Origin of the sequence: Wenyingzhuangia fucanilytica (assembly GCF_001697185.1) — a bacterium.
GTDB lineage: Bacteria > Bacteroidota > Bacteroidia > Flavobacteriales > Flavobacteriaceae > Wenyingzhuangia > Wenyingzhuangia fucanilytica.
In genome coordinates this window covers 1,886,186-1,902,072 of sequence record NZ_CP014224.1, presented here as the reverse complement: position 1 = coordinate 1,902,072, position 15,887 = coordinate 1,886,186, and the positions used below count along the sequence as shown (strand labels likewise).

Genomic DNA, 15,887 nt, shown 5'->3' with positions numbered 1-15,887 from the left:
GTTTGAAATCGAGACAATTAAATTAATGTTGAGAATCTTTCAATCCCCATTTGTCCAAACTTCTTAAAATATCTTCAAGTGATTTACCTCTGTTGGTTAAACTGTATTCCACTTTTGGAGGCACTACAGGAAAAACCTTTCTGGATAAAAGTCCATCTTTTTCTAAATCTCTTACTGTTTGTGTAAACATTTTATTTGAAATCCCTGGAATTTTCTTTTGCAATATTCCTGAACGCAAATCGCCTTCTAATAGATGAAATAAAATTAAAGGTTTCCATTTTGTTCCTATTAAATTCATAGTGTAATTTAAAGGACAACTATTTTCTTTATTCAAAATTATAACTTTAGATTGTTGATTATCATTATTTTACTCGTTTTGGTAACTATACTACTTTTTAGTAAGTTATTGCCAGTAAAGCAAATATAGTGTAATTTCGAAGTCTAAAATATAACTTATGACAATTAATAAAAATTATCCTAAATCATTTTCACATATAGGATTAACAGTTCCAAATATAAAAGAGGCAGTAAAATTCTATTCAGAAGTAATGGGTTGGTACATAATTATGGAGCCTTCAAAAGTCAAAAAGGAAAAAGAAACTGCTATTGGTCAAATGTGTATTGACGTTTTTGGAGATGATTGGACGGAATTCGAAATTGCTCATTTAGCAACTTCAGACGGAATTGGAATTGAATTATTTTCTTTTCCGAATGGAGTGAAAGAAGCACCTGAATTTAACCCATTCAATACTGGTCTATTTCATTTTTGTGTACAAGATCCAAATATTGAAGAACTTATTGATAAAATTTTGTCTTACGGAGGAAAACAAAGAATGCCAATAAGAGAATACTATCCTAATGACAAGCCTTTTAAAATGTGCTATGTTGAAGATCCATTTGGAATTGTATTTGAAATCTACACGCATAGTTATGAACTTACATATTCTTCGGGGGCTTATTCAAAATAAAAGAAGTTGGTAACACCGTTGATTAATTGACAAACATTTAACTAAGCAAATAAAACTATTGTCGCGTTGGTTTATTGGCTGCGTAATATTTTTTCCATTTTACGCCCCTTGGCCAATTCGTCTACCAATTTGTCTAAATACCTTACTTGTTTGGTTAAGGTGTTGTCTAGTTCTTCAATTCTATATCCACAAATCATTGAAAATTAAAATATTTCTCAACGGATTTGTATTGAATGGTGCTACTTATTTAAAGTTTGTTTTAAGGAATTATTTTTTGATGTCATTTTTTATACCCACCAATTTTAATTCTTTGTAATAGCTTTCAATTCTAGAATGTGCAGTTCCGTCAACTAATAAAATGACAATTAACATCGCAATACTTGTTATGCTAATTGCTCTCCAAGTTGGTGTGTTAACTAGCAGGATTAATAATGTGGCTACAATAATTAATATTGGAATTACTTTAAATACAATTGTATATTCCTTTAAAGTACTTTCAGAACGTTTAATTTCTGATTGATAAAAGGCAGAAGAATCTGTGTTGAAGTCCTTTTTAAATTGTTTAATTCTTTGAACGTTGGTATAATTAAGACCGCTACCAATTACTAAAAGTAATACGCCTGCGACTAACATAGGAATGATATAGGCTTTTGCCAAATCTGTTTTTCCCATTTGCCAAAATCCAACACTAGTAATTAAAAATCCAACCGCGAATAAAATAAAGAAACGTGTTGAAAATACTTCGGCTTTTGCCCATTCTGTGGCTAGTTTTAATAGTTCCATTGTTTAATTTAATTTATATTTTTCTCTGTATTCCGTTGGACTGATACCTTCCTTCTTTTTGAATAATCGGGAAAAATATTGTGGATATTCAAATCCCAATTCATAGGCTACTTCTGAAATACTTTTATTTGGTTTTAATAAAATATTTTTTGCTTCATCTATTAAGCGTAAGTGTAAATGCTCTGTAGTTGTTTTACCTGTTTCTTTTTTAAGTGTATCACTTAAGTAACGTTGCGAAACGGACATTATATTTGCTAATTCTTCAATATTTGGAATCCCCTTTTTTTGTACAAGTCCTAATTCAAAGTATTCAGTTAATTGCAAGTTAAAACGTTCCAACAAGTCATTTGATAACTCTTTCCTATTCAAAAACTGTCTTTCGTAAAAACGATTGGCATATTTCAATAGCGTGTCTAATTGAGAAATGATGATTTCCTTACTGAATTCATCTTGGTTGTTTTGGTATTCTATTTCAATATTATTTACTATCGATTCTATTTGCTTTTCTTCTTTTGGCGAAAGGTGCAATGCTTCATTAGCTGAATAAGAAAAGAAATTATATTTCTTAATCTGTTGAGCTAATGCTGTTCCTTTCAGAAAATCTTCGTGAAAATTTATCGAAAACCCCTTTTGTTCAAAAATGATACTACTATCCCATTGTACCACTTGTCTAGGTGCAATAAAAATTAAAGCACCATTAGTGAAATCGTATTTTGTTCGACCATAATTTATATTTCCTTTTATTATTTTCTTAAAGCTAATAGAATAACTATCGGTTGAAATGGGAGGTGAACTTTCTCTCGGACAAGGCAAAAATTCATCTCCCTTTGCTGTATAAACACTCAACATTGGATGCTCTGGACGAGGAAGCTGCATATATTCTAAATATGATGATAATGTTTTAAAATGTTTCATTTCTATTATTTTAGGTTCCACCAATCCTTAAATTGCTGTAAACTATCGTTTAAGTTTACTTGTTCTCCAATCATTGGCGTTATTATTTTAAAGTCTTTCCTATTTTCTTCATCTGTAATATTCACAAATGGTTCGTCCCAATTGTGATTGGCCAAGGTAAATTTTCCTGAATGCACAGGTAAAATAGCTTTTGTATTTAAATCTGTTGCGGCTATTATTTGTTCGCCTGGTAACATATGAATGTACTTCCATTTTTCATCATATTGGCCATTTTCAAGAATTGCCAAGTCAAAAGGCCCGAATTTATTTCCAATATCTTTAAAATGCGTATCATATCCACTATCGCCACCAATATAAATTGTAGCACTTGGTGATTTTAAGACAAAAGATGCCCATAATGTTTTTGCTCTTTTAAATCCTCTTCCTGAAAAATGTCTTGCAGGCGTTATATGTATTTCAAATCCTTTTTCAAATTTAAAAGAATCGTACCAATCACCTTCTAAAATCACTTCTGGATTAAATCCCCAAGCCTCTAAATGCGCACCATTACCAAGGCCTGTAATGATATTCTTAATTTTTGGTTTCAACTTTTTCAGTGTTTTATAATCCATATGATCCCAATGGTCGTGTGATAAAAATAAATAATCTATTTCTGGGATGTCATCGGTTGTATAAATATCGGTTCCATCATAAGCTTTAGTGGTAAAAGAAAGTGGTGACGCATTACCACTTAAAACAGGGTCAACCAATATCTTTTTACCATCCAATTGCATAAAGTAAGATGAATGTCCCATCCATATCAGCACATTTTCATTTGCTTTAAGTGCTTTCAAATTAGTTTTAACCGAAGGTATTTTAACAGAAGGCTCTTTGGCTTTTGCCAAAAAAAGGAATTCATACATCACTTTGCTATAGCTAACATCTTCTGTAAGCATAGGTGTGTCATTCAGGTTTTGAAAACTCCCATTCTTATAGTTGGATGATTGTTCTATTTTTAATAAACGTTCTCCTGATGGATGTTTTCCAAACCGTTCAGTATTTAAAAAGATTAGTGTTCCGACACCAATAATTATGATGATAAATAGTAGTCCAAGCATTATTTTTTTAATTAAAGCCATTAAATGTTCCAATTTATACCTGTTTCTTTTTCTGAAAGTTCCCACAGTCGTTTTGCTACTGTTTTATCTTTAGCGTGTGATTTTATTTTGTGAGCTCCCACTGGACCAGTCCAATTATTTCTTCCTGTTGGTCCGTAAAAACCGCTTTCGTCTAAATTTGGTTCTATAGCACACATTACCTCGGGGTAAGCACCTTTTTCAGCCGATTGTGTTAATGGCGACAATTTCATTAAATTAAAGATGAATTTCATCATAAAACTGCCACTAGAATTTATTAAGTTGGTTCTTGAAGAACCAGGATGACACGCATAGGCTTTAACATCTGTTTTTCCAGCTTCTTTCAATCTATCTTGTAATTCGTACATAGACATTATTTGTGCCAGTTTACTTTGGCTGTAAGCATTATTTGGCGTGTAGTCTTTCTCCCAATTCAAGTCATCAAATTTAATGGTTTTAATGCCCATATCATATCCCAAACTTCCTACTGTTACAATTCGTCCTTTGGACTTTTCAATAAGAGGAAACAATAAAGCTTGTAATGTCCAATTACCGTAGTAATTCGTTCCCATTTGACTCTCCCAACCATCTACAGTTATCGTTTGTTTAGGCACTTGGGCAATTGCTGCATTACAAATAAGTGCATCAATTTGAGGAACTGTTTTTAATACATCTTCAGCCGTTTTTTTTACGGAGGACTGCTTAGATAAGTCCATTTGAATGTTAACTATATCAATCGCCTCTCCTAATTCTTGTTTTAATATTGCAATAGTGCCTTTGGCTTTTTTAAGATTTCTATTAAGCATTACAACTTTCGCTCCCTTTGAAAGTAGAATTTTTGTTGCTTCAAAACCTGTTCCACTTGTAGTTCCTGTTATGACGTATGTTTTACCATTTAATTTTTTAATTCTGTCTGGTGTCCAACCTTTTTCACCAAATTGATTTGTATTCATTTTGTCTATTTTTTAAATTAAAATTATAAGACAAAGGTCGGGTAGTGTAGTCTTAATTTTTTATACGGATTTTCAAATGTTGGATACTTTTTGGTTTGAGTGATAATTACACCCAACTTCTCTATACTCAACCATATTTTACATTTGAGTTTACAGAAGTTTATTGATATTTATATAACTACGGATTATTTATAGATAAAAGGAATGTTTATTTATCCACAAAACGTTGTAGTTTTTAATATTTGTTAAATAAATTGGTTTATTGGCTGCGTAAAATTTTTTCCATTTTACGCCCCTTGGCCAACTCATCTACCAATTTGTCTAAATACCTTACTTGTTTGGTTAAGGTGTTGTCTAGTTCTTCAATTCTATATCCACAAATCACTCCTTTAATGAGTTCTGCATTGGGGTTTAGGGTAGCGTGTTTAAAGAAAGTAGCAAAGGTTACTTTTTCGTTAATGAATTCTTTAAGTTTGGCCTCATTATAACCTGTTAACCAATGAATCACTTGGTGGAGTTCTGCTTTTGTTCGTCCTTTTTTTTCCACTTTGGTAATATAGTGTGGGTAAACTTCGGCAAAGGTTAATTTTGCTATACGTTCATGATGTTCGGCTGTAGCTTTCATATGATATCTATTTTTCACTAAAACCTAAAGTTATAAAAACCACTATAGGTTTCAAGGTAAAATATACGACTAGAATATTAATGGGATTCTGAAACAAGTTTAGAATAACGGAACTGTTTAAAGCTTATCACCAATATTGCCAAACTAGGTTTGACTAATGGTTTTGTAGTTGCTTTTTTTGAAAAAAACAGGTATTAAAAAAGAGAAACGTTGCAATTTTAAAATGGTACGGTGCTTTTGTTTAAGAGGAACGTTTCTCTTTCCAAACTGGAACGTTGCTCTTTACGAACTGAAACGTTTCAGTTTACAAAAAGTACCGTTGCTTTTTTGTTGGCGTTATTTTCCGATTACTTGAATAGACAGCTTAATAGTTTTATGAGATTCTGAAACGAGTTCAGAATGACGAGAGGTTTTGTTAATATCTCACATCTCACATCTCACATCTCACATCTCACATCTCACATCTCGCATCTCAATACTCTCTACTCAATTCTCTCTCCTAACAACCCACTATAAATATTTAGGAATAAAAAAATCCCACTAGAATATTAGTGGGGTTTTTATTTGTTTTATGTAATTATGAAACGAGTTTAGAATGACGAGAGGATTTTGTTGCTAACCTCTCACTACTCACTTCTCATTACTCAGTACTATCATTACTTCGCCAACCATTCTTTAGCGTTTACAAAAGCTTCTAACCATGGAGAAACTTCATCGTTTCTATCAGCAGGGTAGTTAGCCCAGTTCCATTGGAAAATAGAACGCTCAATATGTGGCATCATTACCAAGTGACGTCCATCTTCAGAACTCATCATAGCAGTGTTGTAGCTAGATCCGTTAGGGTTGGCAGGATATCCTTCGTAACCATATTTAGCTACCAAGTTGTATTGGTCTTCTGAATATGGTAAGTTGAATTTTCCTTCTCCATGAGAAATCCAAACTCCTAAAGTAGCATTGGTTAAAGTGCTTAACATTACAGAGTTGTTTTCTTGAATGGTTACAGAGGTAAATCCAGATTCGTGCTTATGAGAATCGTTGTGTTCCATTGCAGGCTTTTCTGCGTGCTCTGGGTTAATCAATCCTAATTCGATTAACAACTGACAACCGTTACAAATTCCTAAAGATAAAGTGTCTTTACGAGCGTAGAAGTTGTCTAAAGCAGCTTTTGCTTTTGGATTGTATAAAAATGCTCCAGCCCATCCTTTAGCAGAACCTAACACATCAGAGTTAGAGAATCCACCAACGGCAGCTAAAAAGTTTACATCTTCTAAGTTTTCACGACCAGAGATTAAATCGGTCATGTGAACATCTTTTACTTCAAAACCAGCTAAGTATAAAGCGTTAGCCATTTCACGTTCAGAGTTAGATCCTTTTTCACGTAATACAGCTGCCACTGGTTTTTTACCTGCAGCAATCTTAGGTAACTTTCCTGTAAAATGAGCAGGGAAAGTAAAGTCTAAAGCTTGGTTTTTATAATTGTCAAATCTTTCAGTAGCCTTAGCTTCTCCAGATTGTTGTTTGTCTAATAAGTAAGAAGTTTTGTACCAAACATCTCTTAATTCAGCTACGTTAAATACTTCTGTAGTATTTCCGTTTACTAAAGTTACTACTTCTGTTTCTACAGTAGTACCAATGTTGGCAAATTTTAATCCAGCTTCAGCTAAAATAGCCTCTACTTCTGATGGATTTAGGGTTTGAATAACCACTCCTGCATTTTCAGCAAACAATACTTTAGAAGTATCAGCTTCGTTTAAAGCAGAAATGTTAATATTAGCCCCTAAGTTTACATCAGCAAAACACATTTCTAACAAAGCAGTAATCAATCCACCCGCAGAAATATCGTGACCAGCAGTAATCAATCCTTTTTCGATTAAAGATTGAATGGTGTTAAAGGCTGTTTTAAACTTGGCAGCATCTTTAATATCTGGAGCTTGAGTTCCAATTTTGTTTAAGGCTTGTGCAAAAGAAGATCCTCCTAATTTAAATGCATCAGAAGAAAAATCTACATAGAAAATAGCGTTTCCTTCTTTTTTAGAGAATACAGGTTCTACTACTTTTTTAAGATCGTTACAGTGACCTACTGCAGAAATAATTACAGTACCTGGAGCAATTACATCTTTGTTAGGATATTTTTGCTTCATAGATAAAGAATCTTTTCCTGTTGGAATGTTGATTCCTAAATCGATAGCAAAATCAGAAACGGCTTTTACAGCGTTGTACAAACGAGCATCTTCTCCTTCGTTTTTACAAGGCCACATCCAGTTAGCAGATAAAGAAACAGAAGTGATTTGTTCCTCTAATGGAGCCCAAACTAGGTTGGTTAAACATTCAGCAATTGCGTTACGAGAACCCGCAGCTTCATCAATTAAGGCAGCAACAGGAGCGTGACCAATAGAAGTTGCAATTCCTTCTTTACCATTGTAATCTAAAGCCATTACAGCCACATCATTTAAAGGCAATTGTAAAGGACCTGCACATTGTTGTTTGGCAACTTTACCACCTACACAACGGTCTACTTTATTTGTTAACCAGTCTTTACAAGCTACAGCTTCTAATTGTAAAACTGTTTTTAAGTTTTGTTGTACGTCTTTATTGTCATAAACTACTTCTTCGTATTTACGAGGAGTTGTTTTGTCGTGCATAAATGTTTTTGGAGACGATCCAAACATGTCATTTAAATCTAAATCCATAGGAGCAGCTCCTGTAGTGGCAGATTTAAAAGTAAAACGGTTGTCGTTGGTTACATCACCAACAGTATGCATTGGAGATCTTTCACGAGCAGCCACACGCTCTAAATATTCTATATCTTTTTGGTTGATAACCAATCCCATTCTTTCTTGAGATTCGTTACCAATTAATTCTTTAGCAGATAGCGTAGGGTCTCCTACAGGTAATTTATCTGTGTCAATCAATCCTCCAGTTTCTTCAACCAATTCAGACAAACAGTTCATATGTCCACCTGCACCATGATCGTGAATAGAAACAATTGGGTTGATATCACTTTCTACCATACCACGAATGGCATTGGCAGCACGTTTTTGCATTTCTGGGTTAGAACGCTGTACCGCGTTTAATTCAATTCCAGAATCCATAGCACCAGTATCAGCTGAAGATACTGCAGCACCTCCCATACCAATACGGTAGTTATCTCCACCAAGAATTACAATTTTATCTCCTCCTTTAGGTTCGTCTTTTAAAGCTTGTTCTGCTTTACCATATCCAACCCCACCAGCTTGCATAATTACTTTATCAAAACCTAAAGTTCTTAAATCTGCATCAGATAAGTTTTGGTTTAATTCTTCGTGTTCAAACGTTAATAAAGAACCAGAAATTAAAGGCTGACCAAATTTGTTTCCAAAATCAGAAGCACCGTTAGACGCTTTGATTAAGATATCCATAGGTGTTTGGTATAACCATTTTCTTTCTTCTAAGTTTTCCCAAGGTCTGTTTTCTTCTAATCTAGAATAAGAAGTCATATAAACCGCAGTTCCAGCTAAAGGTAAAGAACCTTTACCACCAGCCAAACGGTCTCTAATTTCTCCACCTGCCCCTGTTGCAGCACCGTTAAAAGGCTCTACAGTAGTAGGGAAGTTGTGTGTTTCTGCTTTTAAAGAAATAACAGATTGGTACTCTTTGGTTTCGTAAAAATCAGGTTTATCTGCTGTTTTAGGAGCAAATTGTACGGCTTTAGGACCTTTTACAAAAGCAACGTTGTCTTTGTAAGCAGATACAATTCCGTTAGGGTTTTCGTTAGAAGTTTTACGAATCATTTTAAATAATGAAGTTTCTTTTTCTTCACCATCAATTACAAATGTTCCGTTAAATATTTTGTGTCTACAGTGTTCTGAGTTGATTTGTGAAAAACCAAATACTTCAGAATCTGTTAATTTACGTCCAATTCTTTTAGACATGTCTTCTAAGTAAGCAATTTCATCATCACTTAAAGACAATCCTTCTTGAGCATCAAAAGCTTTGATGTCATCAATTTCTAAAATAGGTTGTGGCGCTACGTTTATAGTGTAAGTTTCTTGGTCTAATCCTTCGTACATTTTTTGTAACATCGGATCAATTGTAGCATCTTTAGATGCCGCCACTGTGAATTCTTCAATTCTTTCAATACCTGTAATACTCATGTTTTGAGTAATTTCTACAGCATTGGTACTCCATGGAGTAATCATTTCTCTACGAGGTCCTATAAAGAAACCTTCAAGATTGTCACTATTTATTTGTTTTGCATTTCCAAATAACCATTCTAGTTTTTGAATGTTTTCAGGAGATTGAGCTGAAGTTTGTACTGCAAAAACAGTCGTATTTTTTTGAAAGAATAATATCATTATCAATGAAGTTTGTTCAAATTTTACTTAAAGCGCAAATTTAGATAAAATTGGGGACTTTAAAGGAGGTATTTTTCAAAGATTTTTAACAATGCAAAGCCCTTATATTGTACTGGTTTTGTATTGTTTTTTTCTTTTAAATATTTTGTATCTAAGCTTCATGCGATTGAGCTGGTATATCAAAATAGGTTCGTATTGAGTATAGGCCAAAAAGAAGAAAACAAAGGTAATGGCTCCAGCTATGGCAAAAAACGGATTTAATTGGTCTTTTATATAACTACCAAATCTAAATCCAAAAAAACCTTGATACAAAAGAATAACATGTAACACGTAAACAGACAAAGTATTTTGTCCGATGTTTAAAAAGGTTTTGTAATTCCATCCTGTTAATTTCCAAAGGGTAATTACAATAGGGACAAAAAACAAAGTATAAGCAATAATGTTTTGTGATGTATTTTTTAACGGAAAAGTAAAAGAATAACATCCTAAAGCAAAACTTACTGCAAGCAATACCTGAAATACCAAAGGAGGCATTTGTAATTGTTTGGAGGCTTTTAATTTTAAAATGATTTTCTGAACCAAAATAATGATTCCAATAAAAATTAATACTTGCGAAAAACGAATAGGTTCGTATTCATATTGAAATGGTTTTAAACGGTTAAAACCAGGTAAGTATTGAATTCCACTTAAAATAGGATAGGTAAGGTATTTGATGAAAAAACCTAAAGCAATAAGTCCAAAAGGAAAAACAAAATGATTGGCTTTGTCTTTTAACCTGAAGATTAAATTCCCTAAAGCTCCACCTAAAAATACATAACCGCACCAAGGAAATAAAGGAAATACCGAGGTGTTTAAAGAATGATCTTTGCTAACAATTAAAATATTTTCTATAAAACGAGGAATATTATTATAGTTTAATTCTGCAATAGTTGGAGAAATAATAATGACCATTAAGCCCAATCCAGCTAATAAAACACCTAATGATATTTTTAAAATATAGTGGTTTAATAGGTAAATACTAATTAAAATAAACAAAGAGGTTCCTATGCATTGTAATACATGAAAGATTTGTGTTAAGCTTGTAAACAATGGTCTTCCTCCAAAAAAATAGGTGTATAAGTTAAATTGTAACAAGTAGCCTAATAGGATTAAAACACCAGTTCTTTTGATACCTTTTTGCACTCTTAGATTTTTCCAACCTTGAATTTTGTTTTTTAACAATAAGTAGGTGAAAATCAATCCAGAAATAGATAAAAATAAAGGAGCTGTAATTCCTCTAGAGAATTTCCAGAAATCGTAAATAGGGTTTTCGGGATTGCGAAAAACAGTTTGTAAACTCAGGGTCATAAAATGTCCCTCTAACATCATAATGATAGCTACAGACCTAACAATGTCTATAAAGTCTAATCGTTTTGTTTTCAATAAATTAGGTTTCTAAATTTTTCGCGAAAATACATAATTATTTTGGAATGATAATTTCTGTGGATAGTTTATTTTAGTATCACTTAATTAAAGCTTAGTTTTGCCTTATGGAAGAATTTAAAGCGCTTTTTGAAGAGATTCAAAGCAGTATTGTAGCAGATACGTTTGTAAAGATGACATTTAGTAAGCCTATCAGAAAAAATGATGGGTTGAGGAACATCTATATTAGATTGGTAACCATTCAAAACGAACAAAAATTTCAATTTACCTATCGTAATAAAACAAACGATGTGGTAAAGAATTTTTCGATGGAAGAAGCTTTAGAGCAAATGGCAGATTTGTTAATGAATACCTTTCGTTCTGCAGTGGTGTTTACATTGCCAGATGATATTCAGGTTTTTGTATCTAAAAAGAAAGTCATCACTCTTAAAAAAGTAGCGCCTAGTTTTACGCATAAATTGCCAGAAACCCACGATAGACCTAAAGAGAAACGTGCGGCCAATAGAGATTATTTGTTTCACTTAGGAGTAACGGATAAAGAAGGAAATGTTATTCCTAAAATGGCTGATAAATATCGCCAAATTAATAAGTATTTAGAAATCATTGAAAGTTTAATCAACGGAGTAAAATTGCCTAAAAAGATTCAGATTGTTGATATGGGATCAGGAAAAGGGTATTTGACTTTTGCTTTGTACGATTATCTAAAAAATGATAGGCATAAAGAAGTTTCTGTAACAGGAATTGAGTTGCGTGATGGATTGGTTAAGTACTGCAATGATGTAGCCCAAAAATGTGGTTTTGAAGATTTACAGTTTGAAAACAAATTGATTCAAGATTACGACAACAAAAAGATTGATATTTTAATTGCTTTACACGCTTGTGATACCGCTACCGATGATGCCATTGCTAAAGGAATTGTGGCCAATGCTAGTTTGGTAATTTGTGCTCCGTGTTGTCATAAACAAGTTCGTCAACAATTAAAAGGAGTGGAGCAGGAGAGTCCATTATTAAAATATGGAATTTTTAAAGAGCGCCAGTTCGAAATGATTACCGATACCATTCGTGCTTTGATCTTAGAAAAACATCAATATAGTACTAAGGTGTTTGAGTTTATTTCTAATGAACACACTAGAAAAAATGTAATGTTGGTAGGGTCTAAAAACAACAAAAAAGTAGATACCAAAGACATTAACAACAAGATAAAAGATTTAAAAAATCAATATCACATAGATTTTCATTATTTGGAGAAACAAGTGTAAATAAAAAAAGCCCTGAAGAAATTCAGGGCTTTTTTTATTTAGGAAAACCTACAATGTTTAATGAGTTTGTAGGAAAATCAATAGTGTTTTTATTGGCTTCAATTGCCTCAAGAATTTTAAAATTTAGAATTGTTTTTGTAGATCTTCTTTTTTTATAATCAACTACATATCTTAAAGTGTATTCAACAAAACTATCATTAATGTTTACAGACACCATGGGGTCGTATTGTACATTTTCTAATTTGTAAGTGTTTTGTAAGGTTTGCCATTTCTTTTTAGAGTCTTCAGGCAAAGTTCCAATCACTTCTTTTGCAATTTCTAACAATAGTTTTTCTACACCTTTATAATCAGATCCAAATTGAATAGGAATGAGCAACTCATCCCATAAAAAAGGAAATTCTCCAGAATAGTTATATACGGGCTCTTTAAAAACAAAACTATTGGCTACAAAAACTATTCTACCATTGTATTGATCTCCGTGAATCCATTGTCCTGTTTCCATAATAGTGGTTCTTAAAGCACCAATATCCATAACATCTCCTTTAATACCACCAAGTTCGACACGATCTCCGGTTTTGTAAAATTTTCCAAAAACAATGGCAAGCCATCCAGCAAATGAAGCAATTACTTCTTGTAAAGCAAAAGCAATTCCAGCACCTGCTACTCCAAAAGCAACAGTTAAACCTCCAAGTTTGTTACTGTATACAAGAGTTATTAAAAGAATAGATAAAAAATAACCAACAAAACCACTGAATTTTTTAGCTCTATACCTATTGTCATTTTCTTTGATTTTTAGGATAAGCCTTCTTTGGATGGTTTTAATAATAATCCAAATAAGACTAATACCAAGAATAGAAAAAGCAATTTTTCCAGCAACAGGATTAAATAATATATCGTTAAGAGTTATTTGGTCCATCTTTATGAATATTTACATTAAAGCTAGGAGCTTTGTAGTCCTTGTCTAAATAATCTTTTGGAATGGTAGTCATATTTCCATCTCTAGAAGCTCTATAGTGTGGAGATAAAATTTCGATTCCTTTTTCATTACAAGCGTCTTGTATATTTTGGTGTAGCTCAGAATAAATAACAGCTTGTTTGGCTACAATTTTTGTATAAGCATTTAACTCATAAGAAACATAATAATCATCTAAACTTGTTTGTAATACAAAAGGTTTTGGGATTTTAGAAATGGCTTCTGTTCTAAGAGCAGCTTCAATTAACGTTTCATGAACCAATTTCCAAGACACATCATAACCAAGAGTTACTGTAGTGTGTAAAATCAATCCATTTTCATCTGCAATACTAGAGTAGTTGATAATGTTACTTGCTAAAATAGTAGCGTTTGGAACAGTAATAATTTCATTCTTAACGGTTTTTAAACGAGTAATCAATAATGTTTTTTCAACCACATCACCCATAATATCTCCAAACTTAATTCTATCTCCTAATTTAAAAGAACGCATATAAGTAATTACCAAACCAGCTACCATGTTAGAAATTGCTGTTGAGGATCCTAAAGAGAATAATATACCCACAAAAACGGACACTCCTTGAAATACTTTTGAATCGTTTCCTGGTAAGTGAGGAAAAATTAGAACCACCATAAAAGCATATAATAATACTTTTACAATTCCAAAAGTAGGCATGGCCCAGTCTTCGTGAAAACCATTGATTTTTAATTTACCGTTTTTAATTTCATTAAAGATGTACTTTACAAATTTGATGAAATAACTCATCACAAAATAAATTACAGCAATGCTAAATAAATTGGGCAAAAAGGAAACAATACTGCTTATAACATTTGTAAAAGGATCCCAAATTAAACGGAATAATTTATCAGCCCAGTCTCTAGTAAAAGGGAAAATACTAAAAATAATAGGGAGTGTAATGTATAGTAGAATTACATAAATGATAATTTTAAAAGCTTTTACCAAATAAGAAACCAACACCAAAGCTTGTTCGGTAGATACAATTACATAATCGTTATACTTAATGTCTTTTAACCATTTTTCTTGGTTTTTTGTAATGGTTTTATCAAGTTTTAAGAACATACGAGTTACAAATTTGATAACTAGCCATGTAATTAAAATAGCCCCTAAGGTTAAGGCAATACGGATTAATAATTTTTTTAAACTATTTTCTTCTCTGGCGGTAGAAATAGCAGTTTTAATAGTGTTTTTAAATCTTTCTGCAGTGTCTTCTATAGTATGATTGTACCAAATAGCATCGGCTTCAGAAATACTCATGATGATAATTTCTCTATAGACTATATCAAAACTATTTTCATATTTCATTACTTGAATTTCCTCAATATTCAAGAAATCATCATTGTATAAGTTTTCTATTTTTTTAGAAATACTGTTGGCTCTTTCTTTAGGTGTAGAAGATCCTATTTTTGTGTAAATAGCAAATAAAGTATCTTGTAAAACTCCAATAACAGGAAATCCTTTAGCCGTTTTTCTTAAAGCATCAATTCTAGCTTTCTTTTCAGAAATTCTATCCAATTCACTCTGTTCAATTTCTTTTAACTGTTTTAATAATTCTTCTTTTTGAAGATTATCAGTGGTTTTAAGAGATTTTAAAGTGTTTTCTAATTCTACTTTTTTGATAGAATCTGCTTCTCTTTTTTGCTGAATTTCAAACAGTTTTTTATTAAAACTATCTAATAAAGCAAGGTTGATAGAATCGTTGTTTTGTGCAATACTATCATTAGATTTTTGAATACTGTCTGTAGCTGTAGTTTTGTCTTGAGCAAAGCTAAAAGTATTAAAAAAGCATAAAAATAAAAGTACGATGTACGTATAAATAAGTTTCATAGTTTGTTAGTTCAGTTAATAACAAGATACATTTTTTTTCAACAATAGTAGAATGTCAAAAAAGGTTAAGCTATTTTTTTTAATTTGTTAGGAAAAGGTCTGTAGGCATAATACTGTAATACTTCTTCTATGGCTATTTTTAAGGCTTTGTTTACAGGTAGTATTTGATTTCCTAAGTGAAAATCTATTTGATTTAATTGCATATAATAATCAGTAAAAACAGGTACAGACAACCCATGGTTGATTGCTTCTGCAGTATTATTATATTTATCAACCTGTCCTTCTTTTATAATTTTACAAGTAGTTAACCTTAGTTTTCCATATTTATCTGTATTGGCGGCAGAACCAAACAATCTACAGATTAAACCTCTGTATTTGTAATTGCTACAGCTACCACTGTTTGAATCTATAATTGAAAGTGGTGTGTATAATAAACAAGTAGGAGATTGTTTTTCATTTATTGTATCGAGCATTTTTTCAGTTTCATCGTTTAAAAATAAGTGAAAAGCCCATGGTAAAAATTCCAAAGGAGAAGCTTCAATAGCTGGATGTGTACAACATTTTCCGCAACCAGCAACACAGTCTATGCCTGATGTTTTTTGAAATTGAGCCGTTTGTTGCTCTAATTGGTAAAATAAGTTTTCTACCAATTTTACTTTGCGTTCTATCGACATAAATTTTTACCGAATGTAGGTCA

Annotated in this window: 13 protein-coding genes and 1 pseudogene; 2 read left to right on the top strand and 12 right to left on the bottom strand. The window is 32.2% G+C overall.

Going from position 1 to position 15,887, the window contains the following annotated elements; genetic code table 11:
* Window positions 1-22 precede the first annotated feature (22 nt).
* Entirely contained in the window at window positions 23-298 is a 276-nt protein-coding gene (locus tag AXE80_RS07700; RefSeq protein WP_068826004.1) for a winged helix-turn-helix transcriptional regulator, read from the bottom strand.
* A gap of 157 nt (window positions 299-455) precedes the next feature.
* Between AXE80_RS07700 and AXE80_RS07695 the strand changes: the two genes are divergently transcribed.
* Window positions 456-968, top strand: coding sequence for a VOC family protein (locus tag AXE80_RS07695; RefSeq protein ID WP_068826002.1), 513 nt, complete (start codon window positions 456-458; stop codon window positions 966-968).
* A gap of 71 nt (window positions 969-1,039) precedes the next feature.
* Here the strand turns inward: AXE80_RS07695 and AXE80_RS14270 are convergent.
* The 8 genes and pseudogenes from AXE80_RS14270 to AXE80_RS07660 form a co-directional block, all read right to left on the bottom strand.
* A pseudogene (locus AXE80_RS14270) lies at window positions 1,040-1,165 on the bottom strand (DUF2200 family protein); the annotation flags it as partial.
* Window positions 1,166-1,235: 70 nt separating this feature from the next.
* Complete coding sequence (locus AXE80_RS07690) at window positions 1,236-1,751, bottom strand: hypothetical protein (RefSeq protein ID WP_068826000.1); 516 nt, start codon at window positions 1,749-1,751, stop codon at window positions 1,236-1,238.
* Window positions 1,752-1,754: 3 nt separating this feature from the next.
* Window positions 1,755-2,666, bottom strand: a complete 912-nt coding sequence (locus tag AXE80_RS07685; RefSeq protein ID WP_068828771.1) for a helix-turn-helix domain-containing protein — start codon at window positions 2,664-2,666, stop codon at window positions 1,755-1,757.
* Window positions 2,667-2,671: 5 nt separating this feature from the next.
* Window positions 2,672-3,784, bottom strand: coding sequence for an MBL fold metallo-hydrolase (locus AXE80_RS07680; protein ID WP_083194618.1), 1,113 nt, complete (start codon window positions 3,782-3,784; stop codon window positions 2,672-2,674).
* Window positions 3,784-4,734 (bottom strand): SDR family NAD(P)-dependent oxidoreductase, encoded by a 951-nt coding sequence (locus tag AXE80_RS07675; RefSeq protein ID WP_068825998.1) that lies wholly within the window; start codon window positions 4,732-4,734, stop codon window positions 3,784-3,786. Before AXE80_RS07675 ends, AXE80_RS07680 begins: the two co-directional genes overlap by 1 nt.
* A gap of 259 nt (window positions 4,735-4,993) precedes the next feature.
* Window positions 4,994-5,359: a DUF2200 domain-containing protein gene (locus AXE80_RS07670; protein ID WP_068825996.1), complete on the bottom strand. Its 366-nt coding sequence runs from the start codon at window positions 5,357-5,359 to the stop codon at window positions 4,994-4,996.
* 656 nt (window positions 5,360-6,015) lie between these two features.
* The gene (purL, locus tag AXE80_RS07665; RefSeq protein WP_068825994.1) at window positions 6,016-9,693 is read right to left on the bottom strand and encodes a phosphoribosylformylglycinamidine synthase; all 3,678 of its coding nucleotides are present in this window, start codon (window positions 9,691-9,693) and stop codon (window positions 6,016-6,018) included.
* Between the two features lie 102 nt (window positions 9,694-9,795).
* The gene (locus AXE80_RS07660) at window positions 9,796-11,115 is read right to left on the bottom strand and encodes a heparan-alpha-glucosaminide N-acetyltransferase domain-containing protein (protein WP_157359374.1); all 1,320 of its coding nucleotides are present in this window, start codon (window positions 11,113-11,115) and stop codon (window positions 9,796-9,798) included.
* Between the two features lie 107 nt (window positions 11,116-11,222).
* Here AXE80_RS07660 and AXE80_RS07655 point away from each other — a divergent pair, with 107 nt between their 5' ends.
* Window positions 11,223-12,374 (top strand): class I SAM-dependent methyltransferase, encoded by a 1,152-nt coding sequence (locus AXE80_RS07655; RefSeq protein ID WP_068825990.1) that lies wholly within the window; start codon window positions 11,223-11,225, stop codon window positions 12,372-12,374.
* A 34-nt stretch (window positions 12,375-12,408) separates the two neighbouring features.
* Here AXE80_RS07655 and AXE80_RS07650 read toward each other — a convergent pair whose 3' ends face one another.
* From AXE80_RS07650 to AXE80_RS07640, 3 genes are all read right to left on the bottom strand, one after another.
* Window positions 12,409-13,290 (bottom strand): mechanosensitive ion channel family protein, encoded by an 882-nt coding sequence (locus AXE80_RS07650; RefSeq protein WP_068825988.1) that lies wholly within the window; start codon window positions 13,288-13,290, stop codon window positions 12,409-12,411.
* Window positions 13,271-15,190 carry a mechanosensitive ion channel family protein gene (locus AXE80_RS07645; protein ID WP_068825986.1) on the bottom strand — a complete coding sequence of 640 codons (1,920 nt, stop codon included), beginning with the start codon at window positions 15,188-15,190 and terminating at the stop codon, window positions 13,271-13,273. The genes AXE80_RS07650 and AXE80_RS07645 overlap by 20 nt, the downstream gene beginning before the upstream one ends.
* Window positions 15,191-15,255: 65 nt before the next feature.
* The gene (locus AXE80_RS07640; protein WP_068825985.1) at window positions 15,256-15,864 is read right to left on the bottom strand and encodes a YkgJ family cysteine cluster protein; all 609 of its coding nucleotides are present in this window, start codon (window positions 15,862-15,864) and stop codon (window positions 15,256-15,258) included.
* Window positions 15,865-15,887: the final 23 nt, after the last annotated feature.

Excerpts from the sequence above, each read along its gene's own strand:
- AXE80_RS07700 (WP_068826004.1), bottom strand. The coding sequence starts at position 298 with ATGAATTTAATAGGAACAAAATGGAAACCTTTAATTTTATTTCATCTA.
- AXE80_RS07695 (WP_068826002.1), top strand. The coding sequence starts at position 456 with ATGACAATTAATAAAAATTATCCTAAATCATTTTCACATATAGGATTA.
- AXE80_RS07690 (WP_068826000.1), bottom strand. The coding sequence starts at position 1,751 with ATGGAACTATTAAAACTAGCCACAGAATGGGCAAAAGCCGAAGTATTT.
- AXE80_RS07685 (WP_068828771.1), bottom strand. The coding sequence starts at position 2,666 with ATGAAACATTTTAAAACATTATCATCATATTTAGAATATATGCAGCTT.
- AXE80_RS07680 (WP_083194618.1), bottom strand. The coding sequence starts at position 3,784 with ATGGCTTTAATTAAAAAAATAATGCTTGGACTACTATTTATCATCATA.
- AXE80_RS07675 (WP_068825998.1), bottom strand. The coding sequence starts at position 4,734 with ATGAATACAAATCAATTTGGTGAAAAAGGTTGGACACCAGACAGAATT.
- AXE80_RS07670 (WP_068825996.1), bottom strand. The coding sequence starts at position 5,359 with ATGAAAGCTACAGCCGAACATCATGAACGTATAGCAAAATTAACCTTT.
- purL (WP_068825994.1), bottom strand. The coding sequence starts at position 9,693 with ATGATATTATTCTTTCAAAAAAATACGACTGTTTTTGCAGTACAAACT.
- AXE80_RS07655 (WP_068825990.1), top strand. The coding sequence starts at position 11,223 with ATGGAAGAATTTAAAGCGCTTTTTGAAGAGATTCAAAGCAGTATTGTA.
- AXE80_RS07650 (WP_068825988.1), bottom strand. The coding sequence starts at position 13,290 with ATGGACCAAATAACTCTTAACGATATATTATTTAATCCTGTTGCTGGA.
- AXE80_RS07645 (WP_068825986.1), bottom strand. The coding sequence starts at position 15,190 with ATGAAACTTATTTATACGTACATCGTACTTTTATTTTTATGCTTTTTT.
- AXE80_RS07640 (WP_068825985.1), bottom strand. The coding sequence starts at position 15,864 with ATGTCGATAGAACGCAAAGTAAAATTGGTAGAAAACTTATTTTACCAA.